The organism is Streptomyces monomycini, from assembly GCF_022271435.1.
Lineage (GTDB): Bacteria > Actinomycetota > Actinomycetes > Streptomycetales > Streptomycetaceae > Streptomyces > Streptomyces monomycini.
Genome location: NZ_JAFIQY010000002.1, coordinates 460,319 through 483,182, shown reverse-complemented (window position 1 = coordinate 483,182; position 22,864 = coordinate 460,319). Strand labels below are relative to the sequence as shown.

Below are 22,864 nucleotides of genomic sequence, written 5' to 3'. Positions count from 1 at the left end.
GACGGCCGCCTCCTCCGCGGACGGCCGGTCCCTCCGTACGCTGTACGGCCTAGCTCTCCGCGCCGAGCCGCAGCGGCAGCCGCCGCAGGCGCCAGGTGCCGGGCTGCCGCAGGCGTTCCTGTTCCTCCAGCTGTTCCGGGGTGAGGGCGAGCGCCAGGTCCGGGTAGCGGGCGAGCAGCTTGCCGTAGGCCACCTCGGCCTCCTGCCGGGCGAGCGAGGCACCCAGGCAGTAGTGCATCCCGTGCCCGAAGCCGACGTGGTCCTCGGCGCGGCCGGCCGGCTGCCGCGTCAGGTCGAGCCGCTCCGGCCCGTCGTAGTGCCGCGGGTCGTGGTTGGCCGCGACGAGGCTGAACATCAGGGCGTCGCCCCGGCGGACCTGGACACCGGCCACCTCGGTGTCCTCGGTGGCGTACCGCAGCTGGGTGGCCTGGATCGGCCCGCACCAGCGCATCAGCTCGTGGACCGCGCGCGGCAGCAGCGCCGGGTCCTCGTCGAGCAGCCGCCGCTGGTCGGGGTGGGTGAGCAGGGCGAGCGTGCCGTTGCTGATGAGGTGGGCGGTGGTCTCGTGACCGGCCAGCACCAGGGTGAGGACCAGGGTGACCATCTCGACGTCGCTCAGCCGGCCGCCGTCGTCGTCCTGCGCCCGGACGAGCCCGCTGAGCAGGTCGTCCCGCAGGGCCGTGCGCCGCTCGTCGATCACCTCGTGGATGTGCGCGATCATCTCCGGCATCGTGGCGCCGATGCGCTTCGGGTTCAGCGAGGCGAGGTCGGCACCGAACCGCCGCCACAGCGTCCGGTCTCCCTCGTCGATGCCGACCAGCTCGCAGATGACCGTGATGGGCAGCGGGTACGCGAAGTGCTCGACGAGGTCGACGACACCGTCCTCGGCATGGCCGGGCAGCTGCTCCAGCAGCTCGTCGGTGATCCGCTCGACGCGCGGCCGCAGGTCCTGGATGCGGCGCGCGGTGAAGGCGCGGGAGACCAGGCGGCGCAGCCGGGTGTGGACCGGCGGGTCGCTGGTGAGGATGGTGTCGGCGAGGTAGGGGGCCAGGTGCTCGGGGATGCCGAACAGCTCGATCAGCTTGGCGCGCGGGTCCTGTCCCGCGAAACCGGGCACCAGGGTCGGATTGTTGACGAACCGCTGGTCGCGCATCACCTCGCGCACCACGTCGAAGCGGGTCACCAGCCAGATGGGCGAGTCGTCGATGAAGCGGGCGCGGACGAGCGGGGCCTGCTCGCGCAGCGTGCCGTAGGCGGTGTACGGGTTGTCCAGCAGCTCCGGTTCCATCAGGTTCGGCTCGCCCGGGTGCAGGCCGACGTAGGAGGGCAGCGTGGTGCCGTCGCTGGTGGCGGGCGAAGAGGCCGTGGCCGAAGGGGTGGCGGCCGGGGCGGAGGCGGTCGAGGGAGAGGCGGTGGAGTCGGACGGGGTGGCCGCTTTCGACTCGGTGGGCGATGGGGTCATCGTGCGTTCTCCTCCTGATCAGGGTGTGACCGCGGGTCACTGGCGGAGCTGGCGCCGTACTTCCTGCCGGCTCAGTTCCTCCAGGCGCGCGTAGCGCGTGATGACGCCGGGGGCCGCCGCGGCGACGGCCCGCGGGTCGGGGTCGCCGTGCGGTTCCAGCGCGGTACGGACCGTGTGGCACAGCAGGTCGGCCCGTTCCTCCGGACGGCCCGGAGCGTGGTCGGGAAGCAGCACCTCGGCCTGGACGTAGCCGGTGACCGTCGCCAGGCAGACGTACATCTGCTGGTCGACGCTCAGGTCTTCGCGCACCAGGCCGTGGGCGCGCAGGGTGGACAGCTGCGAGCGCAGCGTCTCGTGGCCCGCCTCCACCAGTTCCACCAGTTCCTTCTTGGCGATGTCGTGCAGGCGCCCGAGGATGTCGGAGTCGTCGAGGTAGAGGGCGCGCAGCACCGGGTCGTCCATGAAGTCCAGGAGGGCCCCGCGCAGCGCCCGGCTGGGCAGGATGTCGCGGGGGTCGGCCCGCATCCGGTCCAACTGCCTGCGGTGGTCGGCCGCCTTGGCGCGGAGCACCACGGCCAGCAGCAGCGCGTCCTTGTTCTTCCAGTGCAGGTAGACCGTGCCCTTGCCGACGTCCGCCCGGCGGGCGATCTCGTCGGCGGTCACGCGGCGGTAGCCCCAGGCGAGCAGCAGCTCGCATGCGGCGTCCAGGATGCGCTCGCCCCGTTCCGCGCGCTCGTCGGCTTCCACGGCCCCTCCTGACTGCGTGACCAGATGTCGAATCTGGTCACGCAGTCAAAGCTAGGCCGGACGACGCCCGTCGGGACAGGCTCTTTCCGGCCGTACGGGCGGATCTGCGGCACCTGCCGCCTCGCCCGTACGGGTCACGGCTCGACCAGCACCGCCGTCGCGTCGTCCCGTGACTTTCCGCGCGGGAAGCGCTCGCCGTAGGGATCGGCGTCCTCCAGCGCCCGCACCCGGTCGACCAGCGCCTGCGGCCCCTCCTTGCGCACCACCGCGAAGCAGTCCGCCCATGAACCCTCACCGAAGACCTCGACCCACCGTGACGCGCCGTCACTGAGCGCGGCCAGCGCCCGTACTTCGGCGCGGGGGACGGAGCCGGTGACCGCGCGTGCGGCCACCGCCGGGTCGGCCGCCGCGGTGAAGAACCCGCCCTCGGCGTTGCGCAACGCCTCCACGGCCGCCCCGTACTCCCGGCCTGCGGCGACGCGTTCGGCCGAGCCGCGCGGCAGGGACCGTACGGTCTCGCGCAGGGCCTGCACCGCGGGCGGCAGTTCGTCGAGGCGGGTGTCCAGAATGGGCCGTACCGTACCGTCCGGATGCTCGGCGAGCAGTACGGAATCGGACAGGACCAGGTACTCGACGGTGACCGGCGACCACCGGACGGCCACCGCGGTTGCCTGTGGTGTGCGGGGGTGAGAAAGGTCACAGGTCGAGCGGTGAACTTCAGCCGTCCGGGAGATGGCGGCCGAAAGCGCCTCAGGGAGCGTCATATCCCGGAATGAACCGGACAGTTCGAGCATGGCGCCGCCGAGCCGCGCGGTGTACCACGGCACGCCGTGCGTGCAGCCGGTCTCGTGCGGAGGCGGGGTCACACCGTCCAGGAGGACCATGACTCCGCCCTGGCCGGAGGCGGGCAGGGCGACGGACGCGTAGTCCTCGTTCGGGTGTTGGGGGTCTCCCGGCTCGGTGGCCGCTTCGATGCGCATGACGGCAAGTCTGCCGCAGCGCGTCCGGTTTCCCGCCGGTTGCGGACTTCGCCGGGCTCCGGGGCGTATCAGCAGGTCAGAGGGGTGAGACGGGGCTGGAAATCGCGGTCTCGCGGCGTGCGGGCGGGCATCTTTCCAGGAGCCGCACGGTTCTCCAAACCCGCTCGGGGGTTGCGCCAGGTTGCATCCCGGAGCGGCCTTGATCGGAAGTTGATGGTCAACTTCCGATTGATGTTCACTCATTCGAGTGGCCGGGTGTACGTTGCCGGGCCGCTGCGCGATGCCGGTGGAATGGTCGTGGCCCGGATCATGGGAGGCGCCAGGCCACTCGTCGCGACACGCAGAGCCGGGCTGCTTCCCTCGCGGACGTGTGAATTGCTGCGGTCTTCGCACAGGTACGCGCCGCGAGCGTGAGCGAACCGGGTCCGCGGGACCACACGGTGTGGGCAGGCGAGACAGGAATGCGAGCAGCGGTGCGGAAGAAGCGGCTTCGGGACGGCGCGGTCGGGCCGGGATCACCGGCCGGTTCGTTTTCGGGTACGGCGCCGGGCGCGGACCCGGGCGTGCCACCGGGGGCCGGTGCGCCCACCCCCGCCCCCGCCGGCCGTCGCGCGCGCGTGCGCAACCGGCTCGTCGGCGCCGTGGCCGTGGCCGCGCTCGCCGTGCTCGGGGCCGGCGCGCCCGCCGTCGTCTCCGCCCTGGACGACGTCCACGCCTCCCAGCAGCTGGTCGACCTGGCGGGCCTGAACGCGCACGCGGTCACCCTCGCGCACTCCCTCGCCGACGAGCGCGACGCGATGACCGAGTACGTCGCGGGCGGCCGCTCCGCCAAGTCCGGCGGCGCCGGGATCTCGGAGGCCCAGCGGGCCCGGGTGGACCGGCAGATCACCGAACTGCGGTCCGCGTCCCACGGCGCCGCCGGCGCCACCGAGACGTACCGGGCGGCCGACAAGCTGCTCGCCGCGCTGCCGCAGACCCGCCAGAAGGCGCTGTCCGGGCCGGGGCAGGTCACCGAGACCTTCGACGCCTACACGGCCGTCGTCCAGGCGCTCGGCGCGCTCTCCGACGCCATCGCCCGCGGCCTGCCCGCCCGCGCGAGCGACGTCGCCCCGGACGTACGGGCCCTGCCGCAGCTCGGCCGCGCCACCGACCAGGCCGCCGCGACCCGCGCCCTGCTCGTCCCGGCCCTCGCCGCAGGGGGCCCGCAGGCCCGCCTGACCGCCGCCGCCCAGCAGGCGTACGTACGCGAACAGGCCGCGCTGGCCGCCTTCAAGCAGTCCGCGAGCACCAAGGCCCGGGACTCCTACGACCGCACCGTCAACGGCGGCGACGTGAACACCGCCGAGAGCTTCCTCGCCAAGCTCACCGACCAGCCCCGCCTGGACGCCGACGACCAGCGGCTGAGCAGCGCGCGAGTGAAGACCGCGCTCACCGCCCGGATCGGCCTGATGCGCGGCGTCGAGGCGTCGATGGCCACCGCCGACATCGACCGGCTGGGCGCGCTGCGCGACGACGACGTGACGGCGATGGAGATCCGTATCGCCCTGGTCGGCGTCTGCCTGATGCTGGCGGTCGGCGCCAGCATCTCCGCGTGGCGCTCGGTGACCCGGCCGCTCGCGGCGCTGCGGCTGGGGGCCGGCCGGGTGGCGGCCGACCCGGCGGGCGAGCCGCCGGTCGCCTTCAAAGGCCGCAACGACGAGTTCGCCGACGCCGTACGGTCCGTCAACGCCCTGCACGCCCAGGTGGGCGAGGCCGGCCGCCGCGCCGCCGAACTGGAGGGCGAACGCGCCCGGCTCGTCGGCGGGCGCAAGCGGCTGGCCGCCGAGCGCGAGGCGCTCCAGGCGGAGCGGGAGTCGCTGCGCCAGGAGGTCGCGGACCTCACCGAGCGGATGGCGGCCCTGCGCACCGGTGTGCACGGCCGGTTCGTCAACCTCGCGCTGCGCACCCTGAACCTGGTCGAGCGCCAGCTGACCGTCATCGAGTCGCTGGAGCAGAAGGAACAGGACCCGGACCGGCTGGAGACCCTCTTCAAGCTGGACCACTTCGCCGCCCGGATGCGGCGCAACAGCGAGAACCTGCTGGTCCTGGCCGGTACGGAGCACAGCGCGGGCCAGCCGGGGCCGGTACCGCTGCTGGACGTGCTGCGCGCCTCCATCAGCGAGATCGAACGGTACGAGCGGGTGCGCGTCCAGTCGCTGCCGCCGCACTCCCAGGTCGCCGGGTTCGCCGCCGACGACATCAGCCACCTCGTCGCGGAACTCCTGGAGAACGCCACCGCGTTCTCCCCGCCGGACGCCCATGTCGAGCTGTCCGGCTGGCTGCTGGAGAGCGGCGAGGTCATGCTCTCCGTGCAGGACGAGGGCATAGGGATGACCGCGGAACGGCTGGCGGAACTGAACGACCGCCTCGCGGCCGGGGCCGGTGACGACAGCCTGGACACGGTGGACGAGACCCTGGGCCTCGGCCTGTACGTCGTCGTACGGCTCGCCGCCCGCCACGGGGTGCGCGTACAGCTGCGCGACCAGAAGCAGGGCGGGATCACGGCCGTCGTCGTGCTGCCCGCGGCCATCCTGCCCACGCGCCCCGCGCCGGGCTCCGTCGGACCTCCGCTGCCCGGTGAGGCCGCCGCCGGCATCCAGAACCTGCCCGGCTCGGTGGCCGAGGCCAACTCCAACACGCTCCAGACGCGGTTGCCGCGGCTGGAGCAGGGGGCGGCGGAGGCTGGACGGCCGCTCGCGGAGCCGGACACGTCCGCGGACGACCCCTTGGTCGAGGCGGCGGAACGTGCGGTGGAGGCGGCCGGGCCTGAGGGAGCCGGGCCTGAGGCGGGCGGCGCGCCCGAGCCGGTCACCGGCCCCGGGACACCCACCGTTCCCGAGGCACAGGCACCCGCCGAAGCCACCGCGAGCGACGGCCCCGCGACGGGCGACGCCCCGGCGTCCGGGACCAGCCCGTACGGTCCGCAGTCGCCCGGCCCGTACGCCAAGCAGACCGCGGAGCACGACCGGCCCGCGGAAGCGGCGACCGAGGCGCCCGGCGCGGCACCTTCCGGCGCCCACGCCCCGGCCTCGGACACGACCGGCGGACCCGGCACGTCCGCCCCGTACGCCTCCGGCCCGTACGCCACCGGCACGTCCGGCCCGTACACCACCGATACGTCCGGCCCGTACACCTCCGGAACCGGTGAGCACGCCCGGCCCGGCGCCGTACCCGCCGAAGGCGAGCGCGCCGACGCACCGCGCTGGACCCGGGTGACCGACCAGGGCCTGCCCAAGCGCACACCGCGCATCGTGGCGCAGAAGCCGCCCGCCGTCCCCCGTACGGGCAACGCGGCGGCCACCGCCGAGTCGCTGCGGGCCCGGCTCGGCGGCTTCCAGCAGGGGGCGCGGGACGGCCGGCGCGACGTCGAGGCCGAGATCGCGGAACGTACAGCGGAGCAGACCATCCCACAGACGGACACCGACGGAGCGGGGGCCCCGGGACAGAGCCACGTTGTCGAGGAGGCACGCGATTGAACGCGCAAGCGCCGACTGCTTACGGACTGAGCAGTGAGGCACGGAACCTGCACTGGTTGCTGACCAATCTGGTCGACGAGGTGCCGGGCATCCGCTCGGTGGCCGTGGTCTCCTCCGACGGGCTGCTGCTGCTCTCCTCCGACCCGGGAGCCGCCGCCGCGGCCTCCCCGGCCGGGCAGCCCGGCGCGCCGGCGGGGCCCCGCGGGTCCAGCGCGGACCTGGCGACCATCGTCTCCGGGCTGGGCAGCCTCACCACGGGTGCCGCCAGGCTGATGGACGGCGGAACGGTCAAGCAGACGATGGTCGCGATGGAGGAGGGCAGCCTCTTCGTCATGGCGGTCAGCGACGGCTCGCTGCTCGGGGTGCACGCGGCCCCGGACTGCGACATGAGCGTCATCGCCTACCACATGGCGCTGTTCGTCGGCCGGGCCGGCCATGTCCTGACCCCCGAACTCCGCAGCGAGCTGCGCAAGTCGATGGAGAGCGCCCAGTGAGCACCGCACCCCGGCTCCCCGTACGCGGCGGGGACAGGAAACCCTCGCGCGTACGCCCGTACTCGCTGACCGGCGGACGGACCCGCTTCGGCCACGTGCTGCTCGTGGAGACGTTCGTGGCCGCGCTCGACGGCCCGGAGGAGCGGCGCGAGCTGACCTCCGGCGGCTGGGGCGACCGGGTGATGCCGGAGATGCGGGCGATCGTGGAGCTGTGCCGCCGGATGCGTTCGGTGGCGGAGATCTCCGCGCTGCTCAAGATGCCGCTGGGCGTGGTCCGCGTCCTGCTCAGCGACCTCGCAGACCAGGGAAAGATCCGCGTCTACGGCACCGGGCACGGCACCGGCCGGCCCGACCGCGCGCTGCTCGAAAGGGTGTTGGGTGGACTTCGCAGGCTCTGACACGATGACGGCCGCCGCGGCCGGGGCCGCCGGGGCGCCCGACACGCCCGCGGTTGCCGCCGAGGAGGTGGGGCTGCAGAGCTGGCAGACGGATCGTTCCCGCGCCCCCATCGCGACCAAGATCGTGGTGGCGGGCGGCTTCGGCGTGGGCAAGACGACGTTCGTGGGCTCGGTCTCGGAGATCACCCCGTTGCAGACCGAGGCGGTGATGACGCAGGCCAGCGAGGGGACGGACGATCTGTCCGCCACCCCGCACAAGACCACCACCACGGTCGCGATGGACTTCGGGCGGATCACCCTCGACTCCGACCTGGTGCTGTACCTGTTCGGTACGCCGGGGCAGCAACGTTTCTGGTTCATGTGGGACGACCTGGTGCGCGGCGCGATCGGCGCCGTCGTCATGGCCGACACCCGCCGGCTGGACGACTGCTTCCCGGCGCTGGACTACTTCGAGAGCTGCGGCCTGCCGTACATCGTCGCGGTCAACCACTTCGAGGGGACGGCCGCGTACGCCGTCGAGGACGTACGCGAGGCGCTGACCGTACCGCCGCACGTACCCGTCGTGATCATGGACGCGCGCCGGCGGATCACGGTCGTCGAGTCACTGCTCGCGCTCGTGGCCCACGCCCTCGAAGCCACCCCCGAGTAGCGCCCTAGCCCCCCCGCACAGCCCTCGTACCGCAGTCCCCCCGTACCGCCGCCCCCCCCGTACCTGGGAAGAGAGCACCACCATGCGGAAGATACTCATCGTCGGAGCCGGCCAGTCCGGTCTCCAGCTCGCCCTCGGACTCCAGTCCCAGGGCTATGAGGTCACCCTCATGTCCAACCGCACCGCGGACGAGATCCGCTCCGGACGGGTCATGTCCACGCAGTGCATGTTCCACACCGCGCTCCAGCACGAGCGCGACCTCGCGCTGAACTTCTGGGAGAACCAGGCCCCGCGCATCGAGGGCCTCGGCGTCTCCGTGGCCGCCCCCGGGAGCCACGCGCAGCCCGGCGGTACCCAGCGCGCCGTCGACTGGGTCGGCAAGCTGGACGGCTACGCCCAGTCCGTCGACCAGCGCGTGAAGATGGCCGGCTGGATGGAGACCTTCGCGCAGCGCGGCGGTCAGCTGGTCATCCACGGCGCCGCCGTCTCCGACCTCGACTTCTTCGCGAGCCGTTACGACCTGACGCTGGTCTCCGCCGGCAAGGGCGAACTGGTGTCGATGTTCGGCCGGGACGCCTCCCGTTCCCCGTACGACGCCCCGCAGCGCGCGCTGTCCGTCGCGTACGTGCACGGCCTGGCCCCCCGCCCCGAGCACCCCGACTTCGACGCAGTGCGCTGCAACCTCGTACCGGGCGTCGGCGAGCTGTTCATCATGCCGACGCTGACCAACTCCGGCCGGGCCGACATCCTCTTCTGGGAGGGCATACCCGGCGGCCCGCTGGACGCCTTCGCGGGCATGCGGGACCCCAACGAGCACCTGGCGACGACCCTGGAGCTCATGGAGCGCTTCACCCCCTGGGAGTACGCGCGCGCCACGAAGGTCGAGCTGACCGACGCCAACGGCACCCTGGCCGGGCGGTACGCCCCCACCGTGCGCCACCCCGTCGGCCGGCTCCCCTCCGGCGGCCTGGTACTCGGCGTCGCGGACGTCGTCGTCGCCAACGACCCGGTCACCGGCCAGGGCTCCAACTCGGCGTCCAAGTGCGCCGCTTCCTACCTGTCCTCGATCGTCGAACACGGCGACCGCCCCTTCGACGCGGAGTGGATGCAGACCGCCTTCGACCGCTACTGGCAGACCGCCCAGCACGTCACGAGGTGGACCAACGCGATGCTGGCGCCGCCGCCCGAGCACGTACTGAACCTGATCGGCGCGGCAGGCCAACTCCAGCCGGTGGCCGACCGCTTCGCGAACGGATTCAACGACCCGGCGGACTTCGACAACTTCTTCTTCGAGCCGGAGAAGGCGGAGGCGTACCTGGCTTCGGTGGCTGCGGCCTGACGGCATCCCGAGCGGGATCCGGGCGGTCGGCCGGGGGCGTCCCCGGCCGCCCTCGGACGGCCCCCGACGGCCCGGCCCTCCGCGACGCACGGATGCCACGGGGTTCAACCCGTACGCGGCGCCCCGCCGTGATGCCCGTCAGGCAGATGAACCTCCAGGATGACCGCGGTGCCGGCCACGCTCCGGCCCTTGTAGGTGATCCGCTGTCCGGCCACCACGTGCTCCCACTGAGACGGGGTAAAAGGAACGAGGCGAACGGTGGCCCGCTCACCGGGCTCCAGGGAAGGCATGCTCTCGACCCAGAGATCCGCGATGCTCACCGCGGCACCGCGGGTGGGCGCGGACAACTGTTTCCGGGTTCCGGGTTCCGGCCTCTGCCGTCTGCCGGGGCACCGCCGTGCTCTCGGCGTCCAGGAGCAGGCCGTAGAGCAACGGCGCCGCCACTGAGGGCTCGGCGTGCTCGGGTTGCCGGATGTGAGTCACCCGGGCGCCTGGCCGTCGCGCACGTGAAAGTGAGGAGATGCGCCGAACGGGACTCGGGTGCAGGCCCGTGGCCGGCGTCGCGCGAGGGCGGCTCCCGACGTGGCAAGGGCGGTACCGCAGGCGGTCCAGATCACGGCCTTGCCGGCCGGCCCGCCGATCCGGCCGCCGTGACACTCTGGAAGAGTGACCCGGTGCTTTTGGAACCTGAGAAAACCCTGTTCGTCCGGGGGGCCACCCCCGTACTGCTGATGTCCGAGACCCCAGTGCACGAGGCCCTGCCGGCCCTGACCGCGCCGGACGGGGCGGTTCCTCGGTGCGATGGCTGGAGCGTTGTCCCCCGACTCACCGTGTGCGTCGTGGACGGGCCCGGGGAAGCCGGGCTCATGATCCCGGCTTTCGTCGCACCGGTGGTCCACGAAGCCGGTGAAGCCGTCGAGCCGGGCGAGATGGCCGACTGGTGTACGGATGCCGAACGGGCCGGTGGCGCGGTGGTGCTGTCCCTCGACGCCCTCCCCGAGATCCTCGACTGGTCGCACCTGCTGGGCTCCGGTACGGCCCACGGCGGCTTCATGCCCGTCCTGTCCTGACGCGTTCCGGCTGGCGCGGTCGCGACGGCCGGAGGCTCGCCTTCAGCGCTCTGCGGAGCGCGTAGGACACGAGTGCGGCCAGCGGGACGGCAGTGACGGCCACGAGGAGCCACTGCTGGGCGTAGTGCGTGGCCATGGTGGGGGTCCTGCTGAAGGAGATCATCGGCTTCCACGTGTAGTAGGCCAGGACCATGATGACCTGGGAGAGCGTCGCGCGGGCCACGGCATGGACGGCGCTGGGAGCGGTGACACCGAGCACGAAGACGATCACCGCGTACGGGAGGTAGCCGGAGGCCAGGCGGGAAGCGGCGTCGACGGTCCTTCCGTCCCCGTCGCCGGCGATGGCGATGTAGGCGGACAGGGCGCCCGCGGCGGTGCCGGCGACGAGGGTGGTGGCGGCACGGGGCAGCGCCCTGAGGAGCGGGCGGCCGGGCCGGTCGAGGCCGGCATCGGCGGGGCAGGCGCTCGGGGAAACTGTGGGATGCGAAGCCATGAAACAAGTTCACGGCGGGAATGTGCGCGCACGGTGTTCTGCGGATGACCGATCGGCTGCAAAGGTGTGGGCATCCGGTCACCGCGGAGGGCGGTCACTCGTGCGGCGGGACCAGTGTCACCGCGCGGTCCGGGCGGACCGCGCCCAGGAGCGGGTTCGATGCGATGGGGGAGACCTTGACCCGGGCGCCCGGGCGGGGGGCCTGGACCACCAGGCCGTCGCCCAGGTACATCGCGACGTGCGTGGCGCCGGGGAAGTAGAGCACCAGGTCACCGGGGCGCAGCGCCCGCAGCGGTACGTGCGGCAGTTGCCGCCACTGTTCCTGGCTGGTACGCGGGATGGGCCGCCCGGCATGCGACCAGGCCTGCGAGGTCAGGCCGGAGCAGTCGAAGGAGCCGGGGCCCTGCGCTCCCCAGACGTACGGCTTGCCGACCTGGCGGAGACCGTACCGCACGGCGCGGTCCCCGCTCGCCGACGGCGCCCGGGTCGCGCCCAGCCTGCCGGAGGACAGCAGGCTGCGCTGTGCCTCGTCGGTGCCCTGCTGTTCCATCCGGTCCAGTTCGGCGAGCTGGTCCTCGGAGAGCGTGGAGAGCAGTTCCTCGACCTCCTTGAGGCGGCCTTCGACCGCGTCCCGTTGCTCGCGGCGCCGCTCGGTGAGCACCTGCTGCTCGTCCAGGGCGGCGCGCGCCGCCTTCGCCAGCTCGTCCGCCCGCTTCTCGTTGCCGGTGAGCCGGGCGACGGTGGCGGCCTGGCTGCCGGCCGCCTCTTTGAAGAGGTGGCCCTCCTCCAGTACCTCCCGCGGGTCCGCGGAGAGCAGCATGCGCAGGTACGTGGAGAGTCCGGCGGCGCCGCCGCCCTGGTACTGCTGGCGGGCGAGCCGTCCCGCGTCGGCCTGCCCGTCGGCGAGCCGGGTACGGGCGCGGGCCAACCGGACGTTGAGGTCCTGCGACTCCTTGCGCTGGGTTTTGAGGTCCTCCTCGGTGGCGTTGTACGCCTCGGTGGCCTGCTCGGTCCGTCGGTAGAGGTCCTGGAGCCGGGTCAGCAGCCGGCGGAGGGAGGCGTCCTCGTCGGGGCTGGTTGGTTGTGGTGCGTCAGCCCCCTCCGGCGCGTCAGCCCCCTCCGGCCCGTCAGCCCCCTCCGGCCCGTCCGGTGCATCTGATGCGTCCGGTACGTCCGGCTGGTCCAGGGTTCCGGCCGCGGCCGGGTCCGGCTCCGGTGCGGCGTGCACGGGCGCGGCGGGCAGGGCCAGGACGACCGCGCCCGCCAGCGCCGCGGCGCAGACCGACCGTACGAGCCGGGCCGGCCCCGACCGCCCCGGCCCCGGCCGACCCGGCTCGGATCGCTCCGGCCAGGACCGCCCCGACGTACACCGGCCCGACATGCACCGCTGCGACACGTATCCACCTCCGACGGACAGCTGCGGCTCCGGCGGACCCGCGGTCCGCCGCCCGGTTCGTTCGGATCGTGCCACGGTGGTCGTATCTTCGCCGTGGGGGTGGGGCCACCGGAGCGGTACGGTCACCCGATCGGCGGCCGGGGGCGTGTCCCGGCGCCCGGCGGCGGCCGGGGCGTGCTGCTGAGGTGCAGTCAGCTTCCGTAGTAGGCGTCGAAGTTCTTCTGGAACTCCCAGTTGCCGAACCGGTCCCAGTTGACGGACCAGGTCATCAGGCCGCGCATGCCGGGCCAGCGGCCGTGGGTCCGGTAGGAGCCGCAGTCGGTGCCCCGGGTGAGGCAGTTGAGGGCCTTGGTGACCTCGGCGGGGGCGGTGTGCCCGTTGCCCGCGTACGGGGAGGCGGGCAGGCCGATGGCGACCTGGGACGGCTTGAGCGCGGGGAAGACGTTGTTCTGGTTGCCGGCGACCGGGAAGCCGGTCAGCAGCATGTCGGTCATCGCGATGTGGAAGTCCGCGCCGCCCATGAAGTGGTACTGGTTGTCCAGGCCCATGATCGGGCCGGAGTTGTAGTCCTGTACGTGCAGCAGCGTCAGGTCGTCGCGCAGCGCGTGGATGACGGGCAGGTAGGCGCCGGCGCGGGGGTCCTGGCCGCCCCAGGGTCCGGAGCCGTAGAACTGGTAACCGAGCTGGACGAAGAACGTCTCCGGCGCCATGGTCAGGGTGAACCCGGCGCCGTACCGGGCCTTGAGGGTCTTGACCGCCGAGATCAGGTTGACGATCGAGGGGGTCCTGGGGTTCTTGAAGTCGGTGTCGCCGGTGGCCAGCGAGAGGGAGTGGCCCTCGAAGTCGATGTCCAGGCCGTCCAGCCCGTACCGGTCGATGATCGCGCCGACCGACTGGACGAACCGGTCGCGGGCGGCGGTGGTGGTGAGCTGCACCTGCCCGTTCTGCCCGCCGATCGAGATCTGCACCTTCTTCCCCGCGGCCTGCTTCGCCTTGACCGCGGCCTTGAATTCGGCCTCGGTCTCCACGCCTGGACACTCGGTCTTCGGGCAGAGCGCGAAGCGGATGTCGCCGGAGGTGACGGAGGCCGGCTCGCCGAAGGCGAGGTTGACGACGTCCCAGCTGTCCGGGACGTCGGCCAGGCGGGTGTATCCGGAGCCGTTGGCGAAGCTCGCGTGGAGGTAGCCGACGAGGGCGTGCTCGGGGAGGGCCTGGGGGTGGGCGGCCGGTGCGGTGGGGACGGCCGCGGTGGGTGGTGGGCCGGCCTGGGCGGGGGCGACGAACAGGGTCGTGGCGCCGAGGAGGCCGGCGGCCGCGGCGGCCAGGGTGGCGGTCAGGGGTCTCCTGGAGGGGCCGGGTCTGTGACTGAGGCTGCGGCTGTTGCTGCGGCTGCGACGCATGGGGGGCTCCTTGTCGACGGCGGTACGGAGGGGACGTACACGAGTGCCGAACGTGGGGAGGGGGCCGCCCCTGCGGGGTGGGGGCCTTGCCAGGGAGGCGCAGGCGCGGCTCCCCCTGGGCAGGCAGCAAACAGGACTAGACCAGTACTGTCAATGGTCCGGACCAAGTGGGGTGGTGAAGGGGCGGGGCTGTCGCGCCGGGGGCCCGGAGCGCGTCGGCCCGTGCCGTCAACGTCGTTTCGCCCACGGCCACTTCGGGCCGCCCGGCACCCTGCCCGCCGGGTCGTACTCGTACTTCCAGCCCCTGGGCAGGCCCAGCCGGCCCACCCGGCCCGGCGCGCGCCGGTACAGGTGCACCGTCGGCGGGCGGCCGTCGTCGTTCGGTACGGGGATCTCGTACGTCTTCGGCGGCTGGCCGGTCGCGCCGACGAGGACCGGCAGCACCCGCCCGTCCAGCGGGCCGCCGACGAACGGGGTGTTCTCGCTTCTCACCCCACCAGTCTCACATCGATGTACAGCCCGGTGAAAGCGCAGGTCAGGCCAGCCGGAGCGGAAACACGCCCGGGCGGCCCCGGCTCACAGGAGGTGGGCCGCGTCGGCCACGATCGGCAGGATCCGCCGGGCCAGCTCACCGGCCGGGCCGTCGGCGGTCTCCATCGCCAGCGCCGCGCGCGCCACCCGCTCGGCCTGCTCGTCGGTGGCGGCCGTCGCGGTCAGCAGTGCGACGAAGTGGTCGACCAGCCAGTCCCGCAGCTCGTCCAGCGGCGGCTGCTTGTCCTCGTCCAGCCAGATCAGGGAGGCGGCCTCGACGGCCGTGATCCACGTACGGACCGCCATCCGCAGCCGGGGCGAGGGGGACGTGGCGCCGAGGTGGTGCAGGATCTGGTCGGCGGCGGTGCGCCGCACCTCGTCGACGATCGCGGACGTCCGGGTCGTCTCGACGACGCTGCCGCCCTGGAGCAGGGCGCTGAACCCCGCGTCGTGCTCGTCGACGAACGCCAGGTAGCGGTCGAGCGCCCGGCCGAGGCGCCGGGTCAGCGGGCCGTCCTCCGGCTCGTCGAAGCAGCCCTCCAGTATGTCGGCCGCGCTGCGCAGGGCGGCCTCGTACAACTGCTGCTTGCCGCCGGGGAAGTAGCGGTAGACGAGCGGCCGGGACACCTGCGCGGCGGCCGCGACGTCGTCCAGCGACACGTCCTCGGGGGCGCGCTGGGCGAACAGGCTCAGGGCGGCGGTCAGGAGTTGGGAGCGGCGCTGCTCGACGCTGAGCCTGCGGTAGGCGGGTCGGGGTACTGCTGGGGCGGTGCCGCTGCCGTTCATCCCAGCAGCGTAACCGGCCCGCCGGGAAAGCGCCGGGGCGGGTTCGGAGGGCCTGGGCGCGTTCGCGTGCGCGGCTCGCGCCACGCCGGTGCGCCCCGGACCCCGGCCGTGGCGGGCCGGAGCCGGGGCGGGCCGGCGCGGCGCCGCACCGCCCCGGATCCGAGTCGCCGCCGCGCCCCGGCGGTTACGCCAGCAGCCCCGAGCTCTTCCAGAGCTTGCGCCCCACGCCGCGCAGGACGCCGATGTCGTCGAGGAACTCCGTCAGCCGGCCCGCCCCGGACTGCATCACCTCGCGGCGGTGCCCGCTGGCCTTCACCTGGGCGACCGCCTCCCGCCGGTCCAGCCCGACGTTCGTGTAGACCTGCGGGTTGACGAAGGCGATGGAGAAGACGCGGGCCGCCTCACCGCAGCTGACGCGGGTCAGTTCCTGCTCCCAGCGCGGCGCGGTGACCATCTGGCGGCGCAGTTCCTCGCGGGCGTACCGGACGTGGCGGGCCTCCTCGACGACGTGGATGCGGGTGACGCCGCGCACGATCGTCTGGACCCGCTCGTCGGGGAAGGTCAGCCGCTGCATCCAGTCCAGGATCTCCTCGCCGAGCAGCGTGCAGGCGAACGAACCGGGCGTCGTGGACACGGTCTTGAGGATGCGCGCGAGGTTGTGGTTGAGGCGGGAGACGGGGTACGCGGGCGCCTCGCCCTTCTGGATCATGCGCGCGAACATCTTCGAGTGCCGGCACTCGTCGGCTATCTCGGTCAGGGCGTAGCGGACGTGCGCGCTGGTCACGGACTTGTCGTAGACGTGCCGTACCAGCAGCTGCATCAGGATGATCTCGAACCAGATGCCCAGCGAGGCCAGCGACGCGGCCTCGTGCCGGGACAGCTCCATCCGCTGCTCCTCGGACATCTTCTTCCACATCGGGGTGTCGTAGAGGGACACCAGCTCCGGCGGCCAGAACCACTTGCCCTCTTCCAGGGGTGCGTCCCAGTCGAGTTCGGTGTCCGGGTCGAAGGAGTGCTTGGCGGAGGAGTCGAGCAGTCGTTCCGCCACCTGCTCGCGGTCCTTGAGCAGCCCGAGGGCGTCCCGGAGGACTCCTGGCTCCGTCACGGTGGTTGCCGGCGTCACGGTCGTCATGGCTGTGGTTACCTCGCTCGTGGGTTACCCGCGGTCACGTCTTATGAGACTGCTTGTCAGCAAGCCCGTCAATCCCCTGCGCGCGAATTGTTGACCCGCCGGTAAGTCCGTGTGAGCCTGCCAACGACCGTCTCCGGTGCGAGGGTCGGAAGCGAAGCGAGGAGGCACAGGTGTCGAGCCGCGAGCTGTACACACAGGACCCGGGCGCGGATCCGTGGACCGTACCGGCGGGCAGTCCGGCCCGTCTCAGCTGGGAGTACGACGACGGCCGCGAGCGGCTGCTGGCCCTCTACCAGAAGGGCAAGGACAAACAGTGGGACGCCAGCCTGCGCATCGACTGGGCGCAGGAGGTGGACCCGTACGACCCGCTCGGCACCCCGGACGAATCGGTCTCCCTGTACGGCACCGCGTACTGGGACCGGATGTCGGACAAGGAACGCGGGGAACTGCGGCAGCACTACGCGGCCTGGCAGTTCAGCCAGTTCCTGCACGGCGAGCAGGGGGCGATGGTCTGCGCAGCGCGGATCGTGGAGACCGTCCCCGACCTCGACGCGAAGTTCTACTCCGCGACCCAGACCATGGACGAGGCCCGGCACGCCGAGATCTACAGCCGCTTCCTCAAGGACAAGATCGGGATGCTCTACCCGGTCAACGACAACCTCCGGGCGCTCCTGGGCGACACCCTCAGGGACTCCCGCTGGGACCTGCCCTACCTCGGGATGCAGGTACTGATCGAGGGTCTCGCGCTGGCCGCCTTCGGCATGATCCGCGACACCACCACCCAGCCGCTGCCCAAACAGATCCTGACCTACGTCATGCAGGACGAGGCCCGGCACGTCGCCTTCGGGCGGCTGGCGCTGCGCGACTACTACAAGCAGCTCTCCGACGCCGAACTGCGTGATCGCGAGGAATTCGTCATAGAGGGCTGCTACTTGATGCGCGACCGGCTGCGCGGTCTGGAGGTCCTGGAGAACTTCGGCGTCCCCCGCCAGGAAGCCGCCGACATCACCGAGAACTCCGAATTCCTGCATCTCTTCCGCAAACTGCTCTTCAGCCGCATCGTCCCGTGCGTGAAGGACATCGGCCTGTGGGGCGAACGCCTCCAGCGTGCATACGTGGACATGGGCGTCTTCGACCTCGGCGACTCCAACCTGGACCAGCTGATGGCCCAGGACGAGGAACTGGCCGAACAGCTCGACGCGGAGCGCTTCGCGGAGGAGGAGCGCGCGCGGGTCGGTGAGGTGACGGAGGCGATCGCGCTGGGGGAGGAGGAAGGGGGCTCGGACTGAGAGCGCGCGCGGCGGTGTACCGCGCCGCGCTGTCAAGGTTGCCCAGTTGGACGGTCAGCGCCGCCCTGAGCGCGCCAGCCACCGGCCGTCGTGGCGGGTCACCTCTACGGGCCGGCCGAAGCACGCCGTCATGCGCTCGCCGGTGAGGACGTCCGCCACCGGTCCCTGCGCCTGCACGCGGCCCTCGCGCAGCAGCAGCGCGTGGCCGATGGCGGGAGAGAGCTCCTCCAGGTGGTGGGTGACGGTGACCGTCGACAGGCCGGGGCGGCCTTCGGCCAGGCGGTGCATGGTGTCGATCAGGTCCTCCCTGGACGGCAGGTCGAGCGCGTTGAACGGCTCGTCCAAGAGGAGTAGCGACGGGTCGGCCATCAGTGCACGGGCGATGAGGAGACGGGCCCGCTGGCCGCCGGAACACACACCGTACGGCCGATCCGCCAGGTCCTTGCACTCCAGCTCGGCCAGCAGTTCGTGCGCGCGCTCTCGGGTGGCGTCGTCGTATTTCCCCCAGAGCGGTTGCACCGTGCCGGTTGCACCGGTCAGCACCACGGTGTGGCCGGTCGCGTCCTGCGGGACCTTCTGCGCGCTGGAGGCCAGGCCGATCGCGGCGCGCAGTTCGCGTACGTCGACGGTGCCGAGACGGTGGCCGAGCACCTCGACGGTTCCGGTGGTGGGGAACATCAGCGCGCCGACCAGCCGCAGGACGGTGGTCTTGCCCGCGCCGTTGGCGCCGAGGAGGGCCCAGTGCTCGCCGGTGCGTACGGTCCAGTCGATGCCGTCGAGGATGACCTGGCCGGTGGTGAGACGGCGGACGCTCGCGTCGTGGAGGGCCGCGATGACCTGGTTTTCGGGGGTGGTGGGGGAGGCGGGGGCGGAGAGAGGCGCGGGGGTTTCGGGGGCCGAGAGATCCGAGGGAGCTGAGAGGTCCGAAGGGGCTGAGAGATCCGAGGGGGCCGAGGGAGTGGTGGAAATGCTGGGGTCCGAGGGCTCCGAGGTCGTCATGGCGGGCAGGTTAGCTGCAGGGGGCAGCTTTGTGGGGTGGTGTCCGGGGTGTGGACCGGGGCGGCGGAGCCGTGCAGGCGGGGAGGTGACGGCCGGGCCTACGCCAGTCCCAGCAGGCCCCGGACGCGGCGGTATTTCACGGTCAGCCGCTCCCGCGTCGCCGCGTCCAGCACCGCGAGCCGCGCCGGGTCCGCGTTGTGCGCCAGATCCGCTTCCTTGATCAGCAGCGCGCCCGGCGTGGCCAGGATGCGGGCCGTGTACGCCTCGACCGGCTCGCCCGGGCGCTTGGTCACCGCGCGGACCATCGCCTTGGTGCGCGCCGTGAGCGCGGCGCCGGCCAGCCACGCGGGCGTGAGCGCGCCGTCCTCGACGGCGTCGTGCAGCCAGGCGGCGGCGATCTGCTCGTCGCTGCCGCCGCGCTCCCGTACGCCCCCGGCGACCGCCGCGAGATGCTCCGCGTACGGGCGGCCGGCCTTGTCCGTCTGTCCCTCGTGGGCCCGGCGGGCCAGCGCCTCGACCTCGGTCAGGGTCAGGAGGGCCCGGCCGCCGGCCTGAGGTGCTGGTCCCGGCTGCCCCGTAAGTCCGCGCCTCCGCTGCCCCGTATGTCCATGCCTCCGCTGCCCCGTACGTTCGTGTCCCGGCTGTCCCATGCGTCCCCCTGCGCAGCGTGGCGTTGCCTTCCGTACGTTCCCCTACGTTCCCGTACGTCCCTGTACGTCACCGTAGCGCGGCCCGCATCACCGCGCGGGCGATCGGTGCCGCGCTGCCGCCGCCGCTGATGTCCGCGCGGTCGGCGGCCGCGTCCTCGACGACCACCGCCACGGCCACCGCCGGGTCGGCCGCGCCGTCCTTCTTCGCCCAGGAGACGAACCAGGCGTACGGCGTGCCCTTGTTGCCCACGCCGTGCTGGGCGGTGCCGGTCTTGCCGCCGACGGTGGCGCCGTCGATCGCGGCGCCGGTGCCGGTACCCCGCGTGACCACGCCGGTCATCATCTCCTGGAGGCGTCGCGCGGTGCCGCGGCTCATGGCCCGGTGCAGGGTCTTGTGCCGGGTGGCGGCGACCGTGCCGCCGTGCGCGTCGGTCACCTTGTCCACCAGATAGGGGGTTTTGACCTCGCCGCCGTTGGCCACGGCCGCGGCGACCATCGCCATCTGGAGCGGGGTGGCCGTGGTGTCGTACTGGCCGATGGCCGAGAGGGCCACCTGCGCGTCGTCCATCTCGGTGTCGAAGACGCTGCGGGCCGCGGTGGAGGGGATCTTCAGGTCCGCGTCGTTGAAGCCGAACTTCTCCGCGGTCCCCACCATGCCGTCCAGGCCGACGTCCACGCCCAGGCGGGCGAAGACGGTGTTGCAGGAGACCTCGAAGGCGTGCCGCAGCGACGCGTTCGCGCAGCCGCCCGCCTCGTTGGTGAGCCGGGTGGAGGTCCCCGGAAGGGTGTACGGGTCCGGAGCGTCGGTGGCCGCGTCGATGTCGGTGACCTTGCGGTGGTCCAGCGCCGCCGCGGCCGTGACGACCTTGAAGGTGGAACCCGGCGGGTACGTCTGCTTCAGGGCCCGGTTGATCATCGGCTGGCCGGCGCTCCGGTTGAGCCGGTTCCAGGTGTCGGCCACGGACTGCTCGGTGCCGGCGAGGTCGTTCGGGTCGTACGACGGCGTGCTGACCAGCGCGAGGATCTTGCCGGTGCGCGGCTGCACGGCGGCCACCGCGCCCTTCTTGCCGCCCAGCCCCTCGAACGCGGCCTGCTGCACCGCCGCGACGACCGTACTGACCACGTCGCCGCCCGGCTGCTGCTCGCGGCTGATGTCGGTCCACAGCGGGACCGCCGCGAGCCGTGGGTCGGTGCCGGACAGCACGTCGTCCTCGGCGTTCTCCAGCAGCGAGGTGCCGTAGACCTGGGAGGCGTAGCCGGTGACGGGCGCATACAGCGGCCCCTCGGCGTACGTCCGCTCGTACCGCAGCCGCCCGCCGCTGTCGCGCGAGCCGGTCACCGGCTCGCCGTCGACGAGGATGTCGCCGCGCGGCTGGCTGTAACGGGTCAGCGCGGCGCGCCGGTTGGCGGAGTCGTCGTCGTAGTGTCCGGCCTCGAAGACCTGGACGCGGGCGGCGTTCAGGAGCAGCGCCACGAGCAGGAGCAGGCAGAAGACGCTGGCGCGGCGGATGTAGCGGTTCACCGGTGGCTGTCCTGGTCGTCGTGGTGGTCGTATTCATCGTGGTTGCCGTGGTTGCCGTGGTTGCCGTGGTTGCCGCGTTCATCATGGTTGCCGTGGTTGTGGTGGTTGTCCTCGACTTCGCCGCCCCCGTATCCGTATCCGTACGGCATGTCGTCCTCCTCGTACGGCGGGGCGGAGGCGCCGGACCGGGCGCCGTCGGTGCCTGCCGCCGCGACCACCCCGGGCTCCGCGGCGTCCGGGTGCGGTCTGCGGGCGCTGTCGCTGACCCGGATGAGCAGCGCGACGATGACCCAGTTGGTGACGACGGACGAGCCGCCCTGGGCGAGGAACGGCATCGCCATGCCGGTCAGCGGGATGAGGCCCATCACGCCGCCCGCGATGACGAAGACCTGTACGGCCAGGAGGGAGGCGAGGCCCACGGCCAGCAGCCGGCCGAACGGGTCGCGCAGCGCCAGCCCGGCCCGGTAACCGCGGGCCACCAGGAGCGCGTAGAGGAGGAAGAGGGCGGTGAGGCCGGTCAGGCCCAGTTCCTCGCCGTAGGTGGCCAGGATGAAGTCCGACTTCATGGCGAAGCCGATGAGGGCGGAGTGGCCCTCGCCCAGGCCGGTGCCGAGCAGGCCGCCGGCGGCGAAGGCGAACAGCGACTGGGCGAGCTGGCTCGCGCCCCGGCCCGCCGTGATGCTCGCGAACGGGTGCAGCCAGTCCGCGACCCGGCTGTGCACGTGCGGTTCGAGGACGCCGACGGCGGCGGCACCGGCGGCGGCGAGCAGCAGGCCCACCGCGATCCAGCCGGTGCGGCCGGTGGCCACGTACAGCAGGACGACGAAGACGCCGAAGAAGAGGAGCGAGGTGCCCAGGTCGCGTTCGAGGACCAGGACACCGACGCTGACCAGCCAGACGGCGACGACCGGGCCGAGCACTCGGCCGGTGGGGAACTGGAGCTTCCACATCCGCTTGCCCGTGTGGGCGAGGGCGTTGCGGTTGGCCGCCAGGTACGCGGCGAAGAAGACGGTGATGAGGATCTTCGCGAACTCGCCGGGCTGGAAGGAGAAGCCCGCCACCCGGATCCAGATCTTGGCCCCGTTCACGGCGGGGAAGAAGATCGGGACGACCATCAGGACCAGGCCGGCGGCGACCGACACATAGGCGTAGCGCTGCAGGGTGCGGTGGTCGCGCAGCAGCAGGACGACGGCGGCGAACAGGCCGACGCCGAGTGCGGACCAGACGAGCTGGGTGGGCGCCGCCCGGTCCACCGGGGTCTCCAGGTCGAGCCGGAAGATCAGGAGCAGCCCGAGCCCGTTCAGCAGGATGGCGATGGGGAGCAGCAGGGGGTCGGCGTAGGGCGCGCGGAACCTGACGGCGAGGTGGCCCAGGAGGGCCAGGGCGGCCAGGCCCGCCCCGTAGCTCGCGGCGTCGCCCGGGACGGCGTTCTGCCGGGCGAGCCCGACGTCGATGTACCCGCAGACGCTGATCAGGACGGCGCCGGCGAGGAGGGCCAGTTCGGTGCCCCGGCGTCCGGGCATCCTCAGGCCCGGTGGGGGAGCGTCCGCCGTGGGTGCGGTCATGACAGGCAACGTAGCAAGCGTTGGGGCATATGTCCTTTATGTCGGGTTCGGTGGGGTGGGTGTGGTGTGCGGGAAGGGTGGGGTGAGTGGCGTGGGGAGGGTGGGGTGAGGTGTGTGGTGGACGGGTGGACGGGTGGACGGGCGGGGCGGTCGGCGGTCAGCGGTCTGTGGTCTACGGGTGGCGGTCGGCGGTCTGTGGCCTGCGTCCTGCGGGCTGCGTCCTGTGGGTGGCGGGTGGCGGGTGGCGGCTGGGGTGATGCGGGCGTGCGGGAGTCGTGCGGGCGGCCGCGCGCAAGGGGCGTGTGGGTACGGTCGCCCGATGAGCGGGTCAGGTGTCGGTCCGGTCCCTGGGGGCGGGCGGGCATGATGCCGGGGTCGGGCGGGCACGGTTTCCGGGGCCGGACGGCACCGGGCGGGCCCGGCGGGACTCCGGCCGCCTCTCCGGGT

Annotated in this window: 20 protein-coding genes and 1 pseudogene; 7 read left to right on the top strand and 14 right to left on the bottom strand. The window is 72.6% G+C overall.

Annotated elements, in window-relative coordinates:
• Positions 1-49: 49 nt before the first annotated feature.
• The 3 genes from JXZ78_RS04680 to JXZ78_RS04670 all read right to left on the bottom strand — a co-directional run bounded on the left by JXZ78_RS04680 (position 50) and on the right by JXZ78_RS04670 (position 3,189).
• Complete coding sequence (locus tag JXZ78_RS04680; protein ID WP_078624511.1) at positions 50-1,462, bottom strand: cytochrome P450 family protein; 1,413 nt, start codon at positions 1,460-1,462, stop codon at positions 50-52.
• 36 nt (positions 1,463-1,498) lie between these two features.
• A complete protein-coding gene (locus tag JXZ78_RS04675; protein ID WP_030022605.1) occupies positions 1,499-2,209 on the bottom strand; it encodes a TetR/AcrR family transcriptional regulator in 711 nt (236 codons plus the stop codon).
• Positions 2,210-2,343: 134 nt separating this feature from the next.
• Entirely contained in the window at positions 2,344-3,189 is an 846-nt protein-coding gene (locus tag JXZ78_RS04670; RefSeq protein ID WP_030022604.1) for a protein phosphatase 2C domain-containing protein, read from the bottom strand.
• 617 nt (positions 3,190-3,806) lie between these two features.
• On the opposite strand from JXZ78_RS04670, the gene JXZ78_RS04665 reads away from it, so the two are divergent.
• From JXZ78_RS04665 to JXZ78_RS04645, 5 genes are all read left to right on the top strand, one after another.
• Positions 3,807-6,704, top strand: a complete 2,898-nt coding sequence (locus JXZ78_RS04665; RefSeq protein ID WP_238782662.1) for a sensor histidine kinase — start codon at positions 3,807-3,809, stop codon at positions 6,702-6,704.
• Positions 6,701-7,198: a roadblock/LC7 domain-containing protein gene (locus tag JXZ78_RS04660; protein WP_030022602.1), complete on the top strand. Its 498-nt coding sequence runs from the start codon at positions 6,701-6,703 to the stop codon at positions 7,196-7,198. The genes JXZ78_RS04665 and JXZ78_RS04660 overlap by 4 nt, the downstream gene beginning before the upstream one ends.
• A complete protein-coding gene (locus JXZ78_RS04655; protein ID WP_030022601.1) occupies positions 7,195-7,596 on the top strand; it encodes a DUF742 domain-containing protein in 402 nt (133 codons plus the stop codon). The genes JXZ78_RS04660 and JXZ78_RS04655 overlap by 4 nt, the downstream gene beginning before the upstream one ends.
• Positions 7,597-7,600: 4 nt before the next feature.
• Entirely contained in the window at positions 7,601-8,245 is a 645-nt protein-coding gene (locus tag JXZ78_RS04650; RefSeq protein ID WP_030022600.1) for a GTP-binding protein, read from the top strand.
• Between the two features lie 82 nt (positions 8,246-8,327).
• Positions 8,328-9,584, top strand: a complete 1,257-nt coding sequence (locus JXZ78_RS04645) for a styrene monooxygenase/indole monooxygenase family protein (protein WP_030022599.1) — start codon at positions 8,328-8,330, stop codon at positions 9,582-9,584.
• Positions 9,585-9,688: 104 nt separating this feature from the next.
• Here JXZ78_RS04645 and JXZ78_RS04640 read toward each other — a convergent pair whose 3' ends face one another.
• Positions 9,689-9,904 carry a hypothetical protein gene (locus tag JXZ78_RS04640; RefSeq protein WP_030022598.1) on the bottom strand — a complete coding sequence of 72 codons (216 nt, stop codon included), beginning with the start codon at positions 9,902-9,904 and terminating at the stop codon, positions 9,689-9,691.
• A gap of 411 nt (positions 9,905-10,315) precedes the next feature.
• Here JXZ78_RS04640 and JXZ78_RS04635 point away from each other — a divergent pair, with 411 nt between their 5' ends.
• A complete protein-coding gene (locus JXZ78_RS04635) occupies positions 10,316-10,654 on the top strand; it encodes a hypothetical protein (RefSeq protein ID WP_238782661.1) in 339 nt (112 codons plus the stop codon).
• Here the strand turns inward: JXZ78_RS04635 and JXZ78_RS04630 are convergent.
• The 6 genes and pseudogenes from JXZ78_RS04630 to JXZ78_RS04605 form a co-directional block, all read right to left on the bottom strand.
• Positions 10,635-11,147: a hypothetical protein gene (locus JXZ78_RS04630; RefSeq protein ID WP_030022596.1), complete on the bottom strand. Its 513-nt coding sequence runs from the start codon at positions 11,145-11,147 to the stop codon at positions 10,635-10,637. The two genes, JXZ78_RS04635 and JXZ78_RS04630, sit on opposite strands and share 20 nt — an antisense overlap.
• 94 nt (positions 11,148-11,241) lie before the next feature.
• Positions 11,242-12,543: a C40 family peptidase gene (locus JXZ78_RS04625; protein ID WP_238782660.1), complete on the bottom strand. Its 1,302-nt coding sequence runs from the start codon at positions 12,541-12,543 to the stop codon at positions 11,242-11,244.
• A gap of 191 nt (positions 12,544-12,734) precedes the next feature.
• Positions 12,735-13,751: pseudogene (locus JXZ78_RS04620) on the bottom strand (chitinase); the annotation flags it as partial.
• A 420-nt stretch (positions 13,752-14,171) separates the two neighbouring features.
• Complete coding sequence (locus JXZ78_RS04615; RefSeq protein ID WP_030022593.1) at positions 14,172-14,435, bottom strand: DUF8847 domain-containing protein; 264 nt, start codon at positions 14,433-14,435, stop codon at positions 14,172-14,174.
• Positions 14,436-14,519: 84 nt separating this feature from the next.
• The gene (locus tag JXZ78_RS04610; RefSeq protein ID WP_030022592.1) at positions 14,520-15,260 is read right to left on the bottom strand and encodes a TetR/AcrR family transcriptional regulator; all 741 of its coding nucleotides are present in this window, start codon (positions 15,258-15,260) and stop codon (positions 14,520-14,522) included.
• 184 nt (positions 15,261-15,444) lie between these two features.
• Complete coding sequence (locus JXZ78_RS04605; RefSeq protein WP_030022591.1) at positions 15,445-16,392, bottom strand: AurF N-oxygenase family protein; 948 nt, start codon at positions 16,390-16,392, stop codon at positions 15,445-15,447.
• A gap of 170 nt (positions 16,393-16,562) precedes the next feature.
• On the opposite strand from JXZ78_RS04605, the gene JXZ78_RS04600 reads away from it, so the two are divergent.
• Positions 16,563-17,681 carry a ferritin-like domain-containing protein gene (locus JXZ78_RS04600; protein ID WP_030022590.1) on the top strand — a complete coding sequence of 373 codons (1,119 nt, stop codon included), beginning with the start codon at positions 16,563-16,565 and terminating at the stop codon, positions 17,679-17,681.
• Between the two features lie 54 nt (positions 17,682-17,735).
• On the opposite strand, the gene JXZ78_RS04595 is transcribed toward JXZ78_RS04600, so the two are convergent.
• The 4 genes from JXZ78_RS04595 to JXZ78_RS04580 form a co-directional block, all read right to left on the bottom strand.
• On the bottom strand, positions 17,736-18,680 hold the full coding sequence (locus JXZ78_RS04595; RefSeq protein WP_238782659.1) for an ABC transporter ATP-binding protein: 945 nt from the start codon (positions 18,678-18,680) through the stop codon (positions 17,736-17,738).
• 98 nt (positions 18,681-18,778) lie between these two features.
• Positions 18,779-19,213, bottom strand: a complete 435-nt coding sequence (locus JXZ78_RS04590; protein WP_030022587.1) for an HD domain-containing protein — start codon at positions 19,211-19,213, stop codon at positions 18,779-18,781.
• A gap of 184 nt (positions 19,214-19,397) precedes the next feature.
• Complete coding sequence (locus JXZ78_RS04585; RefSeq protein ID WP_030022586.1) at positions 19,398-20,852, bottom strand: penicillin-binding transpeptidase domain-containing protein; 1,455 nt, start codon at positions 20,850-20,852, stop codon at positions 19,398-19,400.
• Complete coding sequence (locus tag JXZ78_RS04580; RefSeq protein WP_078624507.1) at positions 20,849-22,417, bottom strand: FtsW/RodA/SpoVE family cell cycle protein; 1,569 nt, start codon at positions 22,415-22,417, stop codon at positions 20,849-20,851. The genes JXZ78_RS04585 and JXZ78_RS04580 overlap by 4 nt, the downstream gene beginning before the upstream one ends.
• Positions 22,418-22,864: the final 447 nt, after the last annotated feature.

Coding starts and splice junctions, on each gene's coding strand:
- JXZ78_RS04670 (WP_030022604.1), bottom strand. CDS start 3,189: ATGCGCATCGAAGCGGCCACCGAGCCGGGAGACCCCCAACACCCGAAC.
- JXZ78_RS04645 (WP_030022599.1), top strand. CDS start 8,328: ATGCGGAAGATACTCATCGTCGGAGCCGGCCAGTCCGGTCTCCAGCTC.
- JXZ78_RS04610 (WP_030022592.1), bottom strand. CDS start 15,260: ATGAACGGCAGCGGCACCGCCCCAGCAGTACCCCGACCCGCCTACCGC.
- JXZ78_RS04605 (WP_030022591.1), bottom strand. CDS start 16,392: ATGACGACCGTGACGCCGGCAACCACCGTGACGGAGCCAGGAGTCCTC.
- JXZ78_RS04635 (WP_238782661.1), top strand. CDS start 10,316: ATGTCCGAGACCCCAGTGCACGAGGCCCTGCCGGCCCTGACCGCGCCG.
- JXZ78_RS04630 (WP_030022596.1), bottom strand. CDS start 11,147: ATGGCTTCGCATCCCACAGTTTCCCCGAGCGCCTGCCCCGCCGATGCC.
- JXZ78_RS04650 (WP_030022600.1), top strand. CDS start 7,601: ATGACGGCCGCCGCGGCCGGGGCCGCCGGGGCGCCCGACACGCCCGCG.
- JXZ78_RS04595 (WP_238782659.1), bottom strand. CDS start 18,680: ATGACGACCTCGGAGCCCTCGGACCCCAGCATTTCCACCACTCCCTCG.
- JXZ78_RS04680 (WP_078624511.1), bottom strand. CDS start 1,462: ATGACCCCATCGCCCACCGAGTCGAAAGCGGCCACCCCGTCCGACTCC.
- JXZ78_RS04580 (WP_078624507.1), bottom strand. CDS start 22,417: ATGACCGCACCCACGGCGGACGCTCCCCCACCGGGCCTGAGGATGCCC.